This window comes from Streptomyces sp. NPDC003248 (assembly GCF_055563235.1).
The window spans coordinates 34,624-53,008 of the sequence record NZ_JBVHDT010000019.1 but is presented as its reverse complement, the minus strand read 5'-3'; the positions used below and the strand labels follow the sequence as shown (position 1 = coordinate 53,008).

Sequence of the window (18,385 nt, the reverse complement as noted above, 5' to 3'; positions counted from 1 at the left end):
TACCCCATGAAGCCCATCGCCAGATCCCGCCGTGTCACCGCGGCCTCGCTCGTCGGCGTCGCCGCCCTGGTGCTCTCGGGATGCGGCTCCCAGGACGAGGGCGGCAGCGGCGCCTCGGGCGGATCCGTGTCCCTCGGGTTCGTCAACGGCTCCAACACGCACTTCCACAGCTGTCTGCTGAAGGCGGTCGAGCAGGAGGCCGAGGCCCAGGACGCCAAGGTCTACTCGGCCAACTCCAAGCAGGACGCCGGCACCGAGCTGTCCAACATCGAGGACATGATCGCCCGGAACGTGGACGCCCTGATCGTCCAGACCGTGAACGTGGACGCCCTGGAGGGCGACATCGCCAAGGCCAAGGCGGCGGGCGTGCCGATCTACCTCACCTCGGTGGCCACCTCCGACATGGACGACGTCCTCGGCGCGGCCGTGGTCGACCTGAAGAAGGTCGGCGGCATGGACGCGGACTGGATCGAGAAGGACGCCGCGGGCAAGGACGTGAAGGTCGGCATCGTCGCCGGCGCTCCGGGTGCCGCCTCCGACCTGCTGGTGGGCGGGTTCAAGGACGCGCTGCCGGCCACCGCCAAGGTGGTCGCCAACCAGCCCGGTATGTTCAACCCGGCCAAGGCGCAGGACGTCGCCGAGAACATGATCCAGGCCAACCCCGACCTCGACTACGCCTTCGTCGCCAACGAGGAGATGGCGTTTGCGGTCCGAAAGGCCTTTGACGCGGCCGGCGCCAAGGATGTCAAGATCGTGTCCGTGAACGGAACCGAGGACGGCGTCGCGGCGGTCGAGGACGGCCGTCTGTCCGCGACCGTCGCGAACTCCGCGATGACCATCGGACAGACCGCCGTGAAGAGCACGGTCGGCCTGCTGGACAAGAAGGAGGGTGTTGACAAAATCTCCGACATTCCTCTTGTGTTGGTCACGAAGGACAACGTGAGCGAGGCTCCCCAGTACTGCCCGAAGTAGGGCCCCCACCGGGAACCGGCGCCCCCGCACCGCGTCCGAGCCGCATCATTCCCGCCACAAGGCCGCCTGTCCCGTAGCCGATGCCTGCCGAGACAGCGTGGCCTTGCGGCGGACCCTTCGCTCCCCGCCATCCGTCGCCGGTCGGGCGGGGAGTGCCGTCGGAGGAAAAACATGGATCGCTTGCTCCTCATGCACAGTTTCGTCACCGTCGCCCAGGCCGGGAGTTTCAACGGGGCCGCCAAGAAACTCGGCTCATCGGGCTCCCTGGTGTCACGGCACGTCGCCGAACTGGAACGACAGGTGGGGGTCCGCCTGGTCAACCGCACCGCCCGCTCGGTGAGCCTCACCGAACCGGGACAGCGGTACGCCGAATTCGCCGCCCGCATCCTGGACGAGATCGAGGCGCAGGACGCGGCGATCGCCGACTCGCACGACCGTGCGGAGGGCACGCTCAGCATCATCTGCCCGAAGTGGATAGGCAGCCTGGACCTCGGCGACGCGATAGCCGCGTTTTCCTCGGCCCACCCGAAAATCCAGGTCCGTTTCGAACTCGGCGGAATGTCCGACCGCACCTACGACTTCCTGGACAGCGGATTCGACATCGCCTTCCACACACGGGACCTGCGCGACTCGAGCGTCCGCCTGAAGAAGATCGCCTCCCTGCCGTTCGTGCTGTGCGCCTCCGCGGACTACATCAAGCGGCGCGGCACCCTCGCGCACCCCAACGACGTCGCCCACCACGACTGTCTGGTGCACGTCAACGACCCGGTGTGGCGCATCGGCCACGGTCACGCCAGCACCCTGCACAAGATCCGCAACATCGCCTTCTCGTCCAACTCCTACCTCGCGCTCCAGAAGGCCGCCGTGCACGGCCGCGGCATCGCCCTGCTGCCCCAGCGGCCGGCCTACGACGACCTCGGCTCCGGCGCCCTGCAAGTCCTGCTGCCGGACCTCGCGGTCCCCGACCGCCCGCTCTACGCCATCTACGGCCCCGGCCAGGACACCCCGCGCAAGATCAGCGTGTTCCTGGACTTCCTCTCCGAGTGGTTCTCGCAGAACCCCATTCCGGCGATCCGGTAACCGGCGTCGGTGACGGGACGCGGGCGCAACTAACGATTGCGCGTTCCGTAGAGCTCGGGCCATTGAGGCCCCGGCGACCCCAAACCTACGCTCACCTGGCGACCCGGAAACGAGGAATCATGGGAATCCAGAGAATCGAATCGGTCACCTACAGCATCGCCGACCTCGACGAGTGCGTCCGGTTCTTCGACGACTTCGGTCTGTTCCTGGTGGAACGGACCGAGGAACACGCGGTGTTCGAGACGCTCATCGGGCAGACGCTCCACCTCGACACCGACCCCCATCCGCTGCTGCCCCCGCCGGTGGAGGACGGGCCCACCCTGCGCGAGGTCGTGTGGGGCGTCGACACCCGCGAGGAACTGCGCCGGCTGGTGGACGCCGTCGGCCGCGACCACACGGTGCGCGAGAGCGCCGACGGCGTCTTCCACACCGTGGACCGCAGCGGCTTCGGCGTCGGCCTCACCCTCGCCCGGCCGAAGAAGACGGCCGTCGAGCCCCGGCCCGCCAACACCCTGGGCGGCGTCAACCGCTGGAACACCGCCCTGGAGCCGCTCACCCGCGCGTACCCGCTGCGGATGTGCCACGTGGCGCTGAACATCGCGAAGGAGGGCAAGGAGGAAGCGGTCGCCTTCTACACCGGCCTCCTCGGCTTCCGCCCCACCGACGTCGTCGAGCCCATGGGCGTCTTCATGCAGGCCCCCGGCGACGACGACCAGCACACCATGCTGCTGTGCCACCGCCCCGACCGCGTGGGCGTCAACCACATCGCCTACGAGGTGCCCGGCTTCGACGACGTGATCGAGGGCGGCAACCACATGATCGAACGGGGCTGGCGGGAGGCCCGCAAGCTCGGCCGGCACACCATCGGCTCCAACGTCTTCCGCTTCCTGCACGCCCCGTGCGGAGGCCGCGTGGAGTACGCCGCCGACATGGACCGCGTCGACGACACCTACGAGACCCGCGTCCACGAGACGACCCCGCCCCACCACATCTGGGCCCTGCGCACCAACCGCGACCAGGACGCCGCCACCGGCGCCTGAGTCCCCACGGCACCCCGACTCACCCCCAGCCTGAGAGGGCACCCACCCATGACCACCGACCACGGCTACCCCGCCGTCCGCCTGTACATCGCCGGCGAGTGGTGCCAGGGCGGTACCGGAGGTACCGCCCCGATCGTGAACCCGGCCACCGAGGAGGTGATCGGAGAAGTACCCCTGGCCACCCCCGCCGACCTGGACCGCGCGCTCGACGCCGCCGCGGAGGGCTTCGGGATCTGGCGCGCCACGCCCGTGGCCGAGCGCACCGCGATCCTGCACGCCGCCGCCGACCTGCTCACCGAGCGCGCCGCCGAGGTCGGGCGGATCATGACCCTGGAGCAGGGCAAGCCCCTCGCGGAGGCCACCGGCGAGGCCCGCCGGGTCGCCGGCACCCTGCGCTGGCACGCCGACGACGCCCGCCGCGCCTACGGCCGCCTCATCCCCTCCGCCCCCGGCACCGTGCTGTCCGTGCGCCGCGAGCCGATCGGCCCCGTCGCCGCCTTCGTGCCGTGGAACTTCCCCGCCGGCGGCCCCATGCGCAAGATCTCCTCCGCGCTCGCGGCCGGCTGCTCCATCGTCATCAAGGCCTCGGAGGAGACCCCGGCCACCGCCATGGAGCTGGTGCGCTGCTTCGCCGACGCCGGGCTGCCGGCCGGCGTGCTGAACCTGGTCTTCGGCGAGCCCGCCGAGGTCTCCGCCCACCTGATCGCCTCCCCGGTGATCCGCCTGGTCGCCTTCACCGGCTCCGTCCCCGTCGGCAAGCTCCTCGCCGCCCGGGCCGGCGAGGTGATGAAGCCGTCGCTGATGGAGCTCGGCGGCCACGCCCCCGTGATCGTCTGCGCGGACGCCGACCCGGTGAAGGCCGCCCGCAAGGCCGCCCAGGCGAAGTTCGCCAACGCCGGCCAGGTCTGCACCTCGCCCAGCCGCTTCCTCGTCCACGAGAGCATCGTCGAGGAGTTCACCGCCGAGTTCGTGAAGGCGGCGGAGGCCGTCGTCGTCGGGGACGGGCTGGCCGAGGGCACCACCATGGGCCCGCTCGCCAACGAGCGCCGGCTGAAGGCCCTGGAGCGGCTCACCGCCGACGCCGTCGCCCGCGGCGCCAAGGTCCTCACCGGCGGCGACCGCCCGGACCGCGCCGGCTACTTCTTCTCGCCGACCGTCCTGACCGACGTACCCGAGGACGCCGAGCTGCTGCGCGAGGAGCCGTTCGGGCCGATCGCGCCGATCCTTCCGTTCACCGACCTCGACGACGCGCTTGCGATCGCGAATTCGCTGCCGTACGGTCTGGCCGCCTACGGCTTCACCGACTCCGCCGCGACCGTCGAGAAGCTGTCCGGCGAGCTGGAGGCCGGCATCCTGTCGATCAACCACTGTGGCGGCTCCGTCCACGAGGCGCCCTCCGGCGGCGTCAAGGACAGCGGCTACGGCCGCGAGGGCGGCCCCGAGGCGCTCGACGCCTACCTGGTCACCAAGCGCGTCTCCCACCTGCTGGCGCCATGAGGTACGCGCGACTCTCGGTCGGCGGCCGCGCCGTGTGGGGCCGGGTGGGGGAGGAGGACGTCGAGCTGCTGTCCGGCTCCCCGCTGGAGGGCGAGACCCACGTCACCGGCACGGTGCCGCGGGCCACGGCCGTCTGGCTGCCCCCCGTCGTCCCGCCCGTCTTCTACGCCGTCGGCATGAACTACCCCCGGCACATCGAGCACGCGGCGAAGCTCGGCAACGCCGCCGCCGTCATGCCGGAGCGCCCCGAGGTGGGCTACCGGGCCAACAACGCGCTCACCGGCCACCTCGCGCCGATCGTCAAGCCGGCGGAGGTGGAGGGGCGGTTCGAGGCCGAGCCGGAACTCGTCGCCGTCATCGGCCGCACCCTGCGGCACGCCACCCACGACGAGGCCCGCAAGTCCGTCTTCGGCTGGACCATCGGCAACGACATCAGCGCCCGCGCCTGGCAGCACCAGGACCGCAGCTTCTGGCGCAGCAAGAACAGCGACACCTTCAAGCCCATGGGCCCCTGGATCGAGACCGACGTCGACGCCCTGGCCCAGACGACCACGCTGCGCGTCAACGGCGAGGAGAAGGCCAGGTTCCCCACCGGCGACATGGTCTTCGACCCCTTCGACCACATCGTAGAGATCACCCGGTACATCACCATGCACCCCGGTGACGTGCTGTGGATGGGCGCCGAGTCGACCTGCCAGATCGAACCGGGGGACACGGTGTCGGTCGAGATCAGCGGCATCGGCGTGCTGTCCAACCCCGTTCAACCGGAAGAGGAACAAGGGAAACGGCCATGAGTGCAGAACCCCGCTACATCCACCACGTCAACTTCCCCACCACCGACCCCGACCGCACCGCCGAGTGGTACTCCAAGGTCTTCGGCATGAAGCGGATCCAGCCCAAGTCCAACACCCGCGTGGTGCTGATGACCCGGGGCAACTTCGACCTGCACTTCACGCCGGTCGAGGAGATGGAGCGCATGGCGCCCTACCACTTCGCCGTCGAGGTCGACGACTGGGACGAGTTCCTCGCCCACCTCAAGGAGCTGGGCATCCGGCACACCCGCCCGATCCAGCGCCCCGAGAACCAGTCGAAGTTCTGCTACATCCACGACCCCGACCACACCATGATCGAGCTGGTCTACCACGCCAAGCGCCCCAACTGACCGGCCCGCTGAGGAGTTCCCTTCCATGCCCTACGTCGACTCCGACGGCACCTCCATCTACTACGAGCGCCACGGCAGCGGTCCGGCGATCATGTTCGTGCACGGCAGCGGCGGCCACCACGCCATCTGGTGGCAGCAGGTCGCCGCGCTGCGCGACGAGTTCACGGTCATCACCTTCGACCTGCGCGGCTTCGGCAAGTCCGACTCGTCCATGCCCGAGTTCGACGGCCAGGACTTCCCCGGTGACGTCGTCGCCGTCCTCGACCACGAGGACCTCACCGACGTCATGCTGGTCGGCCAGTCCATCGGCTCCGTCGCCGCGCTCCGGGCCGCCCTGCTGCGCCCCGGACGCGTCTCCTCCGTCGTCCTCGGCCACTCCCTCGGCGGCATCAGCCACGCCGAGCTGAAGGAGCTGGCCGCCGCCGACCGCGCCGAGGCCGTCAAGCTCCCCGTCATCGACCGCCTGCTGACCAAGCCGTTCCAGCAGGACCGCGCCGACCTCACCTTCCTGTTCCAGCAGATGGGCACGTTCAACGTCGCCCGGATGCAGGACCTGCGCAACCTGGACACCAACGGCCCCTCCCTGGAGGAGATCGAGGCCTCCGGCGTCAAGGTCGCCTTCCTCGCGGGCGAGAAGGACGCGGTCCTCGGCGTCAAGACGGTCACCCGCGCCCATGAGCTCCTGACCGGCTCGCACCTGGAGATCGTCCCCGGCGCCCCGCACTCCATGTACTGGGAGACGCCCGGCGCCTACAACGAGGCCGTCGCCCGTCTGCGCCGCACCCTCACCGCACCCAAGGAAGTCGCATGACCAGCCTGACCCTGGCCGCCGCCGAGGAGATCATCGAAGCCGCCCACCAGCGGGCCCGGGCCGTCGGGAAGGCGGTGAGCGTGGCCGTCGTGGACGCCGGCGGTTTCCCCGTCGCCATCCGCCGCCCGGACGGGGCCCGCCCCCTCACCCCCGACATCGCCCGCGCCAAGGCCTACACCGCCGCGATCATGCAGCGTCCGGGCACGATGCTGAAGAAGTGGCAGGAGAGCCAGCCGGTCTTCTTCTCCCAGCTCTCCCAGCTCCCGGGCGCCGCCCTGCCGATCATGGCCGCCGAGGGCAGCGTCACCATCAAGAAGGACGGCGAGATCATCGGCGGCCTCGGCATCGCCGGCGGCACCGCGGACGAGGACCAGCAGATCGCCGAGGAGGTCCTCGCCTCCCTGGGCTACGAGCTGGAGTTCGCCGCCTGGGGCGTCGCGGGCAAGCCGGCCGGAAAGGACTGACCACCATGGCGGACACGTTCAACTACCGCATCGACCACCACGGCAGCCTGGTCCGCCCGGCCGAGCTCACCGCCGCCCGCGCGGCCGGCGACCCCGAGGCGCTCAGGGCGGCCGAGCTGAAGGCGGTCGAGGAGGCGGTCGTCCTCCAGCGCAAGCTGCGCTCCACCGTCGTCACCGACGGCGACTACCCGCGCGAGGACTTCCGCAGCGCCGTCCTCGACTCCGTCTCCGGCTTCCGCCGCACGGACGAGGTGGACGCCGACGGTATGGTCCGCTGGGTCGCCGAGTCCCTGCCCAAGGCCAACGGCCCGCTGCTCGCCGACTGGGCCGCCCGGCTCGCCGAGCAGACCGTGATCGCCCCCAAGGCGTCCCTGCCGTCCCCGGCCTACCTCGCGGCCACCACCTTCCGGCCCGGCCTCGGCGTGGCCTCCGCCCGCGAACTCGGCGAGGCCCTCGCGGAGATCGTCCAGGCGGAGATCGCCCTGCTGGTCTCCCGGGGCGTACGGCTCATCCAGCTCAACAACCCGCTGCTGCTCGGCCAGGTGGCCACCGACCCGGCCGCCCCGGGCGCGCTGTCCTTCCAGGACGCCCTCGCCGTCGAGGCGCTGGCGGTCCGGCTGGACGAGCGGCCCGAGGGCGTCCGCATCGGCGTCGCCCCCGGCTGGACGGCCCCCGCGGAGGTGGACCGGGCCCGCGCCGAGAAGCTGTACGGCGAGGTCGCCGCCGACCGCTGGATCCTGCCGTTCGACCAGGGCACCCCGGCCGAACTCGACCTGGTCCGGGCGCTGCCGGAGGACCGGGACGTCTGCCTGGGCGTCGTCGACGCCACCGTGCCGGAGCTGGAGGACATCGACACGGTGATGAGCCGTATCGACGCGGTCGGCGAGTTCAAGGACCTGGAGGACGCCGCCGTCTCCCCCTCCCGCGGCTTCGCCGACGTGGCGAGCCGGCCGCTGCTGGACGCCGAGGACCAGCGCAGGAAGATCGTGCTCGTGGAGACCATCGCCCGCTACTGCTGGGGCAACGAGTTCTGAGCAGCGGGGAAGGGCCGGGCGACTCCGGGGAGTCGCCCGGCCCTTCCGCCGTGGCCGCGGCGTGCCTCACAGCACCTCGGCGAACGTCACCGTCCGGTCCGTCAGCAGCGGCCACACCGTCTCCACGATCAGCTCCTCGAAGTGGCCGGCCGCCTTGTGCGCCTCGAAACCGGCCCGGTCGGCGTACCGCTCGTACAGCAGGAAGCCACCCGGCTCCCCCTCGACGGCGTGCACCTCGTACGTCTCGTTCGCCGGCTCCGCCCGGGTGTGCTCGCGCACCTTCAGCAGCGCGGCGCGCACGCTCGCCTCGTCCTCGGGCGCGCAGCGGTAGTGGGCGACGACTGCGTAGGACATGTCCGTATCTCCTCACCAGAAGCTTCCCCGGAGACCCTTCGCAGGCCTCCGGCCTGCCGATTCCAGCACGGAACACGCCTGCGCCCACCCGCGCGCGGCGCAATCAATGACTGCCGCCGCGGGGCTGGCGGCACCGCCCCGACATGGTGTGTTGTCACTTCCGGCCCCAGCTCAGACCGCACGGCCCCGCACCGCGGCCGACGAAGGAAGTGACCCGACATGCGTACCGTGGAAACCCTCTCCGGCGGGGAGTGGGTGGCGACCGCCGAATGGATCGACGTCCTCGACCCCGCCGACGTCCGCACCCCGATCGCCCGCATCCCGGCCCTCACGGCCAAGGACGTGACCCGGGCCTTCGACCACGCCGAGCGCGGCTTCGCCGTCTGGAAGCGCACCAGCCCCTTCGAGCGGGCCCGCGTCTTCACCGACGCGGCCCGGCTGATCCGCGACCGGGTCGGCGAGATCGCCGCCGACGTCACCGCGGAGAACGGCAAGACCCTGGCCGAGGCCACCGGCGAGACCCTCAAGGCCGCCGACTTCCTCGACTACTACGCGGGCCTCGCCCGCCAGGGCTACGGCACCCTCCTGCACGACGTACGGCCGAACCACCGCACCCACACCCAGCGCGAGCCGATCGGCGTGATCCTGGTGATCAGCCCGTGGAACGACCCGCTGATCACCCCGGCCCGCAAGCTCGCCCCGCTGCTCGCGGCCGGCAACGCGGCCGTGTTCAAGCCGGCCACCGAGACACCGCTGTCCGGACTGCACTTCGCGCGTGCCCTGCACGACGCCGGCCTGCCCGCCGGAGTCCTCAACGTGGTCACCGGCCGCACCGCCGAGATCGAGGAGGCGCTCCTGGACGACCCGCGGATCGTCGGCATCACCTTCACCGGCTCCAACGCGATCGGCAACCGCATCCGCCGCCGCCTTGCCGACCGCAACGTCCGCTTCCAGGGCGAGCTCGGCGGCAAGAACGCCTCGGTCGTGCTGCGGGACGCCGATCTGCCGGCCGCCGCCAAGGCCGTCGTCGCGGCCTCCTTCGGCCAGGCCGGGCAGCGCTGCACCGCCACCAGCCGCGTCATCGTCGACCAGCCGGTGTACGAGGAGTTCACCCGGCTCCTCGTCGCCGAGGTCGAGGCGCTGAAGGTCGGCCCGGGCAGCGACCCGCGGACCACCCTGTGCCCGCTGTCCAGCCCCAAGCAGCGCGACAGCGTCCTCGCCGACCTGGCCAGGGCCGTCGAGCAGGGCGCGACCGTGCTCACCGGCGGCGGGGCGGACACCGAGGGCGACCGGGCGCACGGCTGCTTCGTGCAGCCGACCGTGCTGGCCGGCGTCACCCCCGAGACGGCGATCTGGCGCGAGGAGGTCTTCGGGCCGGTCCTCGCCCTGCGCGAGGTGGACGGCTTCGACGCGGCCGTCGAGGCCGTCAACGACTCCGACTTCGGACTCGCCGCCGCCGTCTTCACCCGCGACCTCACCGCCGCCCACCGCTTCGCCGACGAGGCCGAGTGCGGTCAGGTCGCCGTCAACACCACCACCACCGGCTGGGACGTCCACCTGCCCTTCGGCGGGTTCCGCGACTCCGGCACGGCCTACAAGGAGCAGGGCGAGGAAGTCCTGCGCTTCTCCACGCGCGTCAAGACGGTCGCCGTCCACTTCGGCGCCTGACGATCGGGAGCAGCGAGAAGAGAGAGGAGGATGCCGATGGCTGACGAGACGATCGGCGTCGTCGGCGCCGGCATCGTGGGTCTGGCCACGGCCCGCGAGATCGCCCTGAGCCGGCCCGGCACCCGGGTCGTGGTCTTCGAGAAGGAGCGGGAGGTCTCGCTCCACCAGACCGGCCACAACTCGGGCGTGGTGCACGCCGGCATCTACTACACGCCCGGCAGCCTCAAGGCCGACCTGTGCGTGCGCGGAGTGTCCCTGCTGCGCGAGTACTGCCAGGACCGGCAGCTGCCGTACCAGGAGATCGGCAAGCTGGTCGTCGCGGTCCGCGAGGACGAGCTGGGCCGGATGGACGCGCTGTACGAGCGGGCCCGGAACAACCACGTGCCCGACCTGAGGAGGATCTCCAAGGAGGAGATCCGGGATCTCGAACCCAACGCCGGCGGTATCGCCGCCCTGCACTCGCCGCGCACCGCGATCACCGACTACCCGGCGATCGCCCGCGCCTTCGCCCAGGACGTCACCGGCTCCGGCGGCGAGGTGCGGCTCGGCTTCCCGGTCACCGGCATCACCAACGTGCCGGGCGGCATCGAGGTGGCCTCCGGACAGCAGCGCGTGCGCGTGGACCGGCTGATCCTCTGCGCCGGCCTGCACTCCGACACCGTCGCGCACCTCGCACAGGACAAGCAGGAGCCGAAGATCATCCCGTTCCGGGGCGAGTACATGCTGCTCAAGCCGGACCGGACGGCCCTGGTACGGGGCCTGATCTACCCGGTGCCCGACCCGCGCTACCCGTTCCTGGGCGTCCACTTCACGCCCCGCGTGGACGGCTCGGTGGAGGTCGGCCCCAACGCCGTCCTGGCCCTGGCCAGGGAGGGCTACACCCGGACCAGGGTCTCCCCGCGGGACCTGCTCGGACTCGCCCGCTACCCCGGCGCCTGGAAGATGGCCGCCCAGCACTGGCGCACCGGCGTCAAGGAGTACCGCGGCTCCTTCTCCATGGCGGCCTTCATGAAGGACGCCAGGCTGTACGTCCCCGGCGTCGGCGTGCAGGACGTGGTACGCGGCGGTGCGGGCGTGCGCGCCCAGGCACTGGACCGGGACGGCACCCTCGTGGACGACTTCCGCATCCACCAGGTGGGCCGTATCACCGCCGTGCGCAACGCGCCCTCGCCGGCCGCGACGGCCTCCATGGCGATCGCCGAGCACATCGTCGACGCCGTGTTCAAGGACGCTTCCGCAACCTGAAAGTGCCCTGCGTGCAGCGCACTTTCACGCAACAACAGCTTGCGCTCCCAGGGGCTCCGCAAGGCCTCACCACCCGCCTAGCGTTCCCTCCGCAACGCCCCACCACCGAGCACCACCGGGCACCACCGTTCGGCTCCACCGACCGGCTGCACGGATCCAGCTCCACGTATCCAGCTCCACCAAGAGAAAGAAGTACGGGACATGTTCGTCGTCGACACCCAGATCCACATCTGGAAGGAAGAGACCCCGGACCGCCCCTGGGTCCCGGGCGCCAGGGAGCGCATCCGGCTCAACGGCCACCGCGAGGACCCCTTCTCCTACGAGGAGGCCCTGGAGCTGATGGACGAGGCCGGCGTCAACCGCGCGCTGATCCTCCCGCCGTCCTGGGAGGGCGACCGCATCGACTACGCCCTCGAGGCCTGCGAGGCGCACCCCGACCGGTTCGGCATCATGGCCCGCATCCCGCAGAACAAGCCCGAAGAGGGCAAGGCCATGCTGAAGGACTTCGCGCAGAACCCGCACGTCAAGGGCACGCGCCTGACCTTCCACCGGCCGATCGACCGCAACTGGATGATCGACGGCACCAACGACTGGTACTGGCCGATCGCCGAGGAGCTGCGCATCCCGACGATGGTGCACGCCCCGATCTGGAAGAAGGAGCTCGGCGAGATCGCCGCCAAGCACCCCGAGCTGAAGATCATCATCGACCACATGGGCATCATGGCCCGCTGCGTCGACGACGCGATCGGATACTGGGTGTCGGAGACCGCCGACCTGGCCGCCCACCCGAACATCTACGTCAAGGTCTCGGCGCTGCCGGGCTACTCGACGCAGCCGTTCCCGAACAACAACATCCAGAAGTACGTGCGCGAGATGGTCGACAAGATGGGCCCGCAGCGCTGCTTCTACGGCACCGACATCACGCGGCTCCTGGGCCACGGGATCACGTACACCGACACGATCGAGCAGTTCACCAAGCACTGGGACTTCACGCCCGAGGAGCTGGAGTGGATCATGGGCCGCGGTATCTCCGAGGTCCTGAACTGGCCGATCGAGGGCTGAGGAACCACCAGAGATGACGGACAGCAACAACACGCCAGGCGCCGACGGCGGTGACGCCGTCGTCTCCGCCTTCAACGCCGTCGGCGCCGACTACATCTTCTGCTCATCGGGGTCCGAGTGGGCCCCGGTGTGGGAGTCGCTGGCCCGCCGCCACCGCGACGGCGAGCCCGCCCCGCAGTACCTGGACCTGACCCACGAGACCGTCGCCGTCGGCATGGCCACCGGCTACGGACTCGTCAGGCGCCGCCCCCAGGGGGTGCTGCTGCACGCGGCCCCCGGCCTGCTCCAGGGGTCGATGGCGGTGCACGGCGCGCTCCTCGCGGGCGTGCCCATGGTGGTCACCTCCTCGGAGTCCACCACGTACGGCGACGCCCCCGGCCACGACCCGGGCGGCCAGTGGTACCGCAACCTGTCGATCGTGGGCGGTCCGCACGGCATCGCCCAGCCGTTCACCAAGTGGTCGAACGAGGCGGCCAGCGTGCACACGCTGCCCACCATGATCACGCGGGCGGCGGAACTGTCCTGGCGCGCCCCGGCCGGCCCGGCGTACCTGAACATCCCGCTGGAGATCCTCCTCGAGGAGTGGGACGGCCGCGAGGCCAAGCCGATCGTCGCTCCGGGCTCCACGCACAGCTCGCCGGAGGAGGTCGACCCGGTCGCGCAGATGATCCGGGAGGCCCGCAACCCGGTGATCGTGACGGAGACGGCCGGCCGGGAGGCGGGCGGCTTCGAGGCCCTGACGGCCTTCGCCGAGGCCTGGAACATCCCGGTCGTCGAGCCCGACTCGGCGGTGTGCGGCAACTTCCCGCGCACCCACCGGCTGCACGCCGGCACCGACATCGGCCCGTGGATGGACACGGCGGACCTGATCCTCCTGGTCAACTGCCGCGTGCCGTTCTACCCGCCGAGCCGCAAGCCCTCCCGGGCGAAGATCGTCGTCATCGACGAGGTCCCGCAGCGCCCGCACGTCGTCTACCAGGTCCTGTTCGCGGACACGTACCTGGAGGGCAACGTCGCCAACACCCTGCGCCAGCTCACCAAGCGCGCCAAGGAGCTGGACGAGACGGCCGTCGCCGAGCGCCTCGCCGCGCAGGAGACCCGGTTCGCGGCCGAGCAGGCCGCCGTCGCGCAGGCCGAGACCAAGGCCGGGGAGCGGGCCGGGGACGCCGAGGGCGTCGACCCGGTGCTGGTCGCCGCCACGCTGCGCAGGCTGCTCGACGGCAAGGACGGCATCGTCGTCGACGAGACGATCACCCACAGCCGGATCGTCAAGCGCCACCTGCGCACCGACGCCCCCGACTCGTACTTCTACGTGCAGGGCGGCCTCGGCCAGGGCATCGCGGTCGCGCTCGGCGTCAAGCTCGCCGCCCCCGACCGCCCGGTGGTCTTCACCGTCGGCGACGGAGCCTTCGCCTACAACCCGGTCATCCAGTCGTACGACGCCAGCAAGGCGTACGACCTGCCGGTGCTGATCGTGGTGTTCAACAACCGCGTCTACAAGTCGATGAACCTCAACCACCGCAGGTTCTACCCCGAGGGCGCGGCCGCCGAGACCGGCGAGTGGCTCGGCACCGATCTGCACCGGCTGCCCCGACTGGCCCAGTTCGCCGAGCCGTTCGGGATGCACACCGAGACCGTCGACACGACCGAGGCCCTGGCGCCCGCTCTGGAGCGCGCCCTCAAGGCCGTGGCGGAGGGCACCACCGCCGTCGTCGACGTCCTCGTCACCCGCTGAACCAGGAGGCACCCGCCACCATGTCCGACACACCCAAGAAGGTCCTGGTCCCCGCCGAGGAGCTGCGCACCTTCTCCGCCGCCCTCCTCGAGAAGGGCGGCCTGAGCGCCGAGCACGCCCGCACCACCGCCGACGTGTTCGTCTGGGCGGCGCTGCGCGGGGTCGACTCGCACGGTATCGCCCGGGTCCCCGCCTACCTGGACCTGCTGGAGAAGGGCGTCGCCAACGCCGACGCCGACATCACCGTCGAGTCCTCCACCCCGGCCGCGGCCGTCCTGGACGCCGACCGCGCCCCCGGACCGGTCGCCCTGTCCGCCGCCGCCGAGGAGGCGGTCACCCGGGCCAGGACGAACGGTGTCGCCGCGGTGGGCGTACGCCGCACCGTGCACACCGGCGCCATCGGCTACTACGTGTCCAAGATCGCCGAGCAGGGACTCGTCGGGATCGGCTTCGTCGCCGGCATGCCCAACATGGGCTACACCGGCGTCAAGGGCGCGGCGGTCGCCACCAGCCCGCTCGCCGTCGCCGTACCGGCCGAGCGGCACGCGCCGCTCCTGCTCGACATGGCCACCGCCACCATCGCCCTGGGCAAGATCCGGCAGGCGAAGGCGAGCGGCACCCCGCTGCCCGAGGGCGCGGCCGCGACCGAGGACGGCACCCCGACCACCGACCCGGAGAAGGCGGTCATGCCGCTGCCGCTGGGCGGGGCCAAAGGCTCCGGCATGTCGCTGGCGTTCGAGCTGCTGACCAGTGTGCTGGTCGGCGCGCCGATCTTCGCGTCGTTCCACTCGGACGACCCGGCCGGACGCAAGCACCGCCAGAACGCCCTGCTCATCGCCGTCGACCCGGCCGCCTTCGGCGGGGCGGACGCCTTCACCGAGGCCGTCGACTCCACCCTGGGCACCCTGAAGGGGCTGCCGGCGGCGGACGGCGCGGAGGGCGTGTTCTACCCCGGCGAGCGCAGTGCCGCGGTGGCCGCCGGACGCGGGGAGAAGGGCATCCCGGTGGCACCCAAGGTGTGGCGCGACCTGACGGAGCGCGCCGGGAAGCTGGGCGTCGCCCTGCCGGAGACCGCCGCATAGGGGGAACGGTCTCCAGGGCGGCGACCTGGGAACGGGGGAATGGGGCCCGGGCGAACGGGGGCCCTGGGGGGCGGGGGACGGGAGAACGGGCCGGGGGAACGGGGCCGGGGGAACGGGGGAGGCCGGCGGGTGACGGGCGTCCGGTGCGGCGGATGCCGGCCTTCCCCCCGGGCCGTCCCTCCCGGCCCCGCCCGCACCGTGTGCGCGGCGGCTGCCGTGCCGCGGGCCCGAGACGCCGCGCGGTACCCGGTCCCGTGCGCTTACGGTAGTGTTTACCTGCGCGTTCGCACGGTTCACCCGGAGCCGGACGTGACGGGACGTGGCGCAGCTTGGTAGCGCACTTGACTGGGGGTCAAGGGGTCGCAGGTTCAAATCCTGTCGTCCCGACCAGCTTCACGCGGGTCGGAGGCCGTCTTCTCGGACGAGGAGGCGGCCTTTTGCCGTGCCGGTGACACCGGGTCTTCGATACGCGGACGCCTCGACGTGACCGCCTCCGCGGGCGTCCCCCCGGTGACGCTGTGTCCATGGCCGTGGCGGCGTACCGTGGCGGCGTGGCAGACGAAGACTTGGGACGGACCCTGCGCCGCTCGCGCCGCCTGGCCTCCCTGACGCAAGAAGAGCTGGCCGAACGCTCCCACGTGTCCGTCGACGTGATCCGCCGGCCCGAACGGCGGCGAAAGCACTCGGCACGCCTTCCCGGGCTGCACTCGCTGGCGAACGGTCTCGGCGCGGAGCTGACCACACTTCTGGGCGACCCGCCCGCGGTCTCGTCCTCGGGCGAGAACGACGGGCCACGCTTCGTGGCCGTGCGTCGCGCCATCATGAAAGGACACCCCGCCGTCCTGGCGGACAGGGCTGCTGCTGGACGTGGCCCGAGCCCACACCGATATCGGGGATGCGGCCGGAGCGGTGAAGACCTTGGAGTCTCTGCGCCGGGCAGCACCGGCGTGGATGCAGCACCACACGTTGGCCGTGGCCATCGTGCGCGACCTGTGGGCGCTTCCCGACCGGCCGCCGGGACTGCGGCCATTGGCGGAGTTCCTGGGCGTCAGTGAACAGCGTGCTCGAAGTGGGACGTTGTGTCCCTGTTGGCGTCCCTGGCAAGTCGCTTCCATGAACGGACAGCGCACGCGAGCCCGAGAGCGCGGGCGCGGCCCGGCGCCTCGTGCGCGTCGCGCCGGCGGCCCGGGGGCTGGACGAACTTGCCGCTGACAGCTCCCTCATCGTCTCCGAGCTGGTGTCCAGCGCGGTCCGGCACGCACGGAGCCGTTCCCTTCGTGTCACGGTCACGCGGCCGGATACGGCGCGGGTGCGCATCGGCGTCGTGGACAGGTCCAGGGCTCACCCGGAGCCCCGGCGGCCTGGCGCCGAGGACGAGAGCGGGCGCGGTCTCGCGCGCGTCAAGGAACTGGCCGAGGACTGGGGCACCGATCCGCTCCCATGGGGCGAACGGGTATGGGCGGAGCTGCGAGCCGGAGTCTGCTCCGAGGCAGTTGACTGTGCGGCAGTCGGAGCGGCTGACCGTCGTGACGCCGAGCGAAGAGAGGCGGCAACGGCTGTAGACGGATGACGAGCGCGGCCCGGTGAGGTGAGGCGGTGGGCGGGCTCACGCCCGGCGCGTCCGAGCGGCGGAGCGCCGAAGTGACCCCTTCACTCCGTGGACGCCCCCTTGACGCAGACCGGAGGCCGATCGACACTCGATGCGGGAATCCTAGTGAACAGGTAGGGATACATGGGGCGCCTTGAGCCGTTCGCCAGCCGAGCGAGCCGCACGGCATGGTCGTCGCCCCTTCTCACCTCCCGCCGTCACATCGATCTGCTGCGCGTCTGCAGCGCAATCGACCTCCAGGGCTGAACCGGCCCGTCACCGCGCCGAGCCGGCCGGCCGTGCCCAGGGCACCGCCCGCCGAGGCGCGCGCGGACAGGGCCGCGCCCTCCCGCAAGCCGTCGCATCCGCCGCGCGTCCGTCCGCGCGCCCGCCCCAGGGGAGAGCCATGTCCTCCACGCCGCTGACCACCGACCCCGCCCACGCGTCCCCTCGCCCCGCCGCCCCCTCGCCCGCCCACACCTCCGCCCGCCCCGTCCCCGCCTTCCGCGGGCGCATCGGCCGCGACGCGCGCAGCGGCCACTACGCGGTGCCGCGCCGCTACCGCCTCCACCTGTCACCGGCCGACCCCGACGGCCTGCGCATCGCCGTCACCCACAGCCTGCTGGGCCTGGACCGCGCCTGTCCGGTGACCTTCCTGCCCGCCGTACCGGACTGTCCCGACGGCGGCCACTCCGCGCTGCGACCGCTCTACGACGCAAGCGCCCACCGCTACACCGGACCCGCCCTCGCGCCGGTCCTCAGCGACGACTGGTCCGGACGCATCGTCTCCACCTACGGCCCCGACATCGCCCGCGACCTGGCCCGGCACTTCGGCGGCGGACGTATCGCGCTGTACCCGTGCGGCCGCGAGTCGGAGATCGACGCCGTCGAACGGATGTGCGCGCGGGGTGTGGAGGAGGCGGCGCAGCACGCCGGAGCGGCCGGGGCCGGCGAGGCGGAGCGCGCCGCCGCGCTCGACACGCTGCTCGACACGCTGGGCGTGCTGGAGCGGGGGCTCGGTGCGCACCAGTATCTGATCAGCGACCGGATCACCGCCGCCGACGTCGAGTTGTGGGTGACGCTGGTCCAGCTGGACACCGTGCACCGCCATCACCTGGACGCGGCCGCCGTGCACCGCGTCGCCGGCCACCCCGCCCTGTGGGCCTACGCCCGTCGCCTGGCCGCCCACCCGGCTTTCGGCGGCCACCTCGACCTCGACGCCATCAACCGCCGCCACCACGCCCGTTGCCAGGGCCTGGAGGCCGCCGGAGCCGCCGTCCAGATCCTGGACTGGGCCACCCACGCCACCCCCTCCGCTCAGCCCACCCCCTCCGCTCAGCCCACCCCCTCCGCTCAGCCCACCCACTCCCCCCGGACCACCCCCGCCCCGGGCGCGCGGCCGCAGGCCGACCGGCCCTGACCGCACGAGGAGTTCACCGAGGACGGGCAGCGCGCCGTCGTGCCTCTGGAGGCGGACGGCGCGCGGCGCGGGCTCGGTGCGGGGCACACGGATGGGGCCGCACACCGCTCTCCTCGGGGGCGTGCCGCCACGGCGTGCGGGGCGAGACGCCCACCGCCCGGGCCGTCGAAC

17 protein-coding genes, 1 tRNA gene and 2 pseudogenes are annotated in these 18,385 nt (G+C 71.8%); 19 read left to right on the top strand and 1 reads right to left on the bottom strand.

Going from position 1 to position 18,385, the window contains the following annotated elements:
* Positions 1 to 6 precede the first annotated feature (6 nt).
* The 9 genes from ACZ3KJ_RS31495 (at position 7) to ACZ3KJ_RS31455 (ending at position 8,060) form a co-directional block, all read left to right on the top strand.
* Positions 7 to 972, top strand: a complete 966-nt coding sequence (locus ACZ3KJ_RS31495; protein WP_467531971.1) for a sugar ABC transporter substrate-binding protein — start codon at positions 7 to 9, stop codon at positions 970 to 972.
* Positions 973 to 1,143: 171 nt separating this feature from the next.
* A complete protein-coding gene (locus ACZ3KJ_RS31490) occupies positions 1,144 to 2,052 on the top strand; it encodes a LysR family transcriptional regulator (RefSeq protein WP_389521943.1) in 909 nt (302 codons plus the stop codon).
* Positions 2,053 to 2,171: 119 nt separating this feature from the next.
* Entirely contained in the window at positions 2,172 to 3,092 is a 921-nt protein-coding gene (locus ACZ3KJ_RS31485; RefSeq protein ID WP_467531969.1) for a VOC family protein, read from the top strand.
* A gap of 48 nt (positions 3,093 to 3,140) precedes the next feature.
* Entirely contained in the window at positions 3,141 to 4,589 is a 1,449-nt protein-coding gene (locus ACZ3KJ_RS31480; protein WP_467531967.1) for an NAD-dependent succinate-semialdehyde dehydrogenase, read from the top strand.
* Positions 4,586 to 5,383: a fumarylacetoacetate hydrolase family protein gene (locus tag ACZ3KJ_RS31475; RefSeq protein ID WP_467531966.1), complete on the top strand. Its 798-nt coding sequence runs from the start codon at positions 4,586 to 4,588 to the stop codon at positions 5,381 to 5,383. The genes ACZ3KJ_RS31480 and ACZ3KJ_RS31475 overlap by 4 nt, the downstream gene beginning before the upstream one ends.
* Complete coding sequence (locus ACZ3KJ_RS31470) at positions 5,380 to 5,751, top strand: VOC family protein (RefSeq protein ID WP_467531964.1); 372 nt, start codon at positions 5,380 to 5,382, stop codon at positions 5,749 to 5,751. The genes ACZ3KJ_RS31475 and ACZ3KJ_RS31470 overlap by 4 nt, the downstream gene beginning before the upstream one ends.
* Before the next feature lie 25 nt (positions 5,752 to 5,776).
* The gene (locus tag ACZ3KJ_RS31465) at positions 5,777 to 6,562 is read left to right on the top strand and encodes an alpha/beta fold hydrolase (protein WP_467531963.1); all 786 of its coding nucleotides are present in this window, start codon (positions 5,777 to 5,779) and stop codon (positions 6,560 to 6,562) included.
* A complete protein-coding gene (locus tag ACZ3KJ_RS31460) occupies positions 6,559 to 7,026 on the top strand; it encodes a GlcG/HbpS family heme-binding protein (protein WP_389521953.1) in 468 nt (155 codons plus the stop codon). Before ACZ3KJ_RS31465 ends, ACZ3KJ_RS31460 begins: the two co-directional genes overlap by 4 nt.
* A 5-nt stretch (positions 7,027 to 7,031) precedes the next feature.
* A complete protein-coding gene (locus ACZ3KJ_RS31455) occupies positions 7,032 to 8,060 on the top strand; it encodes a uroporphyrinogen decarboxylase/cobalamine-independent methonine synthase family protein (protein ID WP_467531962.1) in 1,029 nt (342 codons plus the stop codon).
* Positions 8,061 to 8,126: 66 nt separating this feature from the next.
* On the opposite strand, the gene ACZ3KJ_RS31450 is transcribed toward ACZ3KJ_RS31455, so the two are convergent.
* A complete protein-coding gene (locus ACZ3KJ_RS31450) occupies positions 8,127 to 8,414 on the bottom strand; it encodes a putative quinol monooxygenase (RefSeq protein WP_389521956.1) in 288 nt (95 codons plus the stop codon).
* Positions 8,415 to 8,633: 219 nt separating this feature from the next.
* On the opposite strand from ACZ3KJ_RS31450, the gene ACZ3KJ_RS31445 reads away from it, so the two are divergent.
* From ACZ3KJ_RS31445 to ACZ3KJ_RS31400, 10 genes and pseudogenes are all read left to right on the top strand, one after another.
* Positions 8,634 to 10,082 carry an aldehyde dehydrogenase family protein gene (locus ACZ3KJ_RS31445; RefSeq protein WP_467531960.1) on the top strand — a complete coding sequence of 483 codons (1,449 nt, stop codon included), beginning with the start codon at positions 8,634 to 8,636 and terminating at the stop codon, positions 10,080 to 10,082.
* Positions 10,083 to 10,118: 36 nt separating this feature from the next.
* Positions 10,119 to 11,327: an L-2-hydroxyglutarate oxidase gene (gene lhgO / locus ACZ3KJ_RS31440; protein WP_389521960.1), complete on the top strand. Its 1,209-nt coding sequence runs from the start codon at positions 10,119 to 10,121 to the stop codon at positions 11,325 to 11,327.
* A 201-nt stretch (positions 11,328 to 11,528) separates the two neighbouring features.
* The gene (locus ACZ3KJ_RS31435) at positions 11,529 to 12,389 is read left to right on the top strand and encodes an amidohydrolase family protein (RefSeq protein WP_467531958.1); all 861 of its coding nucleotides are present in this window, start codon (positions 11,529 to 11,531) and stop codon (positions 12,387 to 12,389) included.
* Between the two features lie 13 nt (positions 12,390 to 12,402).
* Positions 12,403 to 14,124 (top strand): thiamine pyrophosphate-dependent enzyme, encoded by a 1,722-nt coding sequence (locus ACZ3KJ_RS31430; RefSeq protein WP_467531957.1) that lies wholly within the window; start codon positions 12,403 to 12,405, stop codon positions 14,122 to 14,124.
* 20 nt (positions 14,125 to 14,144) lie between these two features.
* Positions 14,145 to 15,206, top strand: coding sequence for an Ldh family oxidoreductase (locus ACZ3KJ_RS31425; RefSeq protein WP_467531955.1), 1,062 nt, complete (start codon positions 14,145 to 14,147; stop codon positions 15,204 to 15,206).
* A gap of 313 nt (positions 15,207 to 15,519) precedes the next feature.
* Positions 15,520 to 15,596 (top strand) — tRNA-Pro (locus tag ACZ3KJ_RS31420).
* Positions 15,597 to 15,757: 161 nt separating this feature from the next.
* Positions 15,758 to 16,262, top strand: a pseudogene (locus ACZ3KJ_RS31415) (helix-turn-helix domain-containing protein); the annotation flags it as partial.
* Between the two features lie 88 nt (positions 16,263 to 16,350).
* Positions 16,351 to 16,776: pseudogene (locus ACZ3KJ_RS31410) on the top strand (ATP-binding protein); the annotation flags it as partial.
* A gap of 162 nt (positions 16,777 to 16,938) precedes the next feature.
* Entirely contained in the window at positions 16,939 to 17,061 is a 123-nt protein-coding gene (locus ACZ3KJ_RS31405; RefSeq protein ID WP_467531953.1) for a putative leader peptide, read from the top strand.
* A 139-nt stretch (positions 17,062 to 17,200) separates the two neighbouring features.
* Entirely contained in the window at positions 17,201 to 18,214 is a 1,014-nt protein-coding gene (locus tag ACZ3KJ_RS31400) for a glutathione S-transferase C-terminal domain-containing protein (RefSeq protein ID WP_467531952.1), read from the top strand.
* The last annotated feature ends 171 nt before the right edge of the window (positions 18,215 to 18,385 follow it).

Excerpts from the sequence above, each read along its gene's own strand:
- ACZ3KJ_RS31405 (WP_467531953.1), top strand. The coding sequence starts at position 16,939 with ATGGGGCGCCTTGAGCCGTTCGCCAGCCGAGCGAGCCGCACGGCATGG.
- ACZ3KJ_RS31480 (WP_467531967.1), top strand. The coding sequence starts at position 3,141 with ATGACCACCGACCACGGCTACCCCGCCGTCCGCCTGTACATCGCCGGC.
- ACZ3KJ_RS31485 (WP_467531969.1), top strand. The coding sequence starts at position 2,172 with ATGGGAATCCAGAGAATCGAATCGGTCACCTACAGCATCGCCGACCTC.
- ACZ3KJ_RS31430 (WP_467531957.1), top strand. The coding sequence starts at position 12,403 with ATGACGGACAGCAACAACACGCCAGGCGCCGACGGCGGTGACGCCGTC.
- ACZ3KJ_RS31495 (WP_467531971.1), top strand. The coding sequence starts at position 7 with ATGAAGCCCATCGCCAGATCCCGCCGTGTCACCGCGGCCTCGCTCGTC.
- ACZ3KJ_RS31400 (WP_467531952.1), top strand. The coding sequence starts at position 17,201 with ATGTCCTCCACGCCGCTGACCACCGACCCCGCCCACGCGTCCCCTCGC.
- lhgO (WP_389521960.1), top strand. The coding sequence starts at position 10,119 with ATGGCTGACGAGACGATCGGCGTCGTCGGCGCCGGCATCGTGGGTCTG.
- ACZ3KJ_RS31460 (WP_389521953.1), top strand. The coding sequence starts at position 6,559 with ATGACCAGCCTGACCCTGGCCGCCGCCGAGGAGATCATCGAAGCCGCC.
- ACZ3KJ_RS31490 (WP_389521943.1), top strand. The coding sequence starts at position 1,144 with ATGGATCGCTTGCTCCTCATGCACAGTTTCGTCACCGTCGCCCAGGCC.
- ACZ3KJ_RS31470 (WP_467531964.1), top strand. The coding sequence starts at position 5,380 with ATGAGTGCAGAACCCCGCTACATCCACCACGTCAACTTCCCCACCACC.
- ACZ3KJ_RS31465 (WP_467531963.1), top strand. The coding sequence starts at position 5,777 with ATGCCCTACGTCGACTCCGACGGCACCTCCATCTACTACGAGCGCCAC.
- ACZ3KJ_RS31475 (WP_467531966.1), top strand. The coding sequence starts at position 4,586 with ATGAGGTACGCGCGACTCTCGGTCGGCGGCCGCGCCGTGTGGGGCCGG.
- ACZ3KJ_RS31435 (WP_467531958.1), top strand. The coding sequence starts at position 11,529 with ATGTTCGTCGTCGACACCCAGATCCACATCTGGAAGGAAGAGACCCCG.
- ACZ3KJ_RS31450 (WP_389521956.1), bottom strand. The coding sequence starts at position 8,414 with ATGTCCTACGCAGTCGTCGCCCACTACCGCTGCGCGCCCGAGGACGAG.
- ACZ3KJ_RS31455 (WP_467531962.1), top strand. The coding sequence starts at position 7,032 with ATGGCGGACACGTTCAACTACCGCATCGACCACCACGGCAGCCTGGTC.
- ACZ3KJ_RS31425 (WP_467531955.1), top strand. The coding sequence starts at position 14,145 with ATGTCCGACACACCCAAGAAGGTCCTGGTCCCCGCCGAGGAGCTGCGC.
- ACZ3KJ_RS31445 (WP_467531960.1), top strand. The coding sequence starts at position 8,634 with ATGCGTACCGTGGAAACCCTCTCCGGCGGGGAGTGGGTGGCGACCGCC.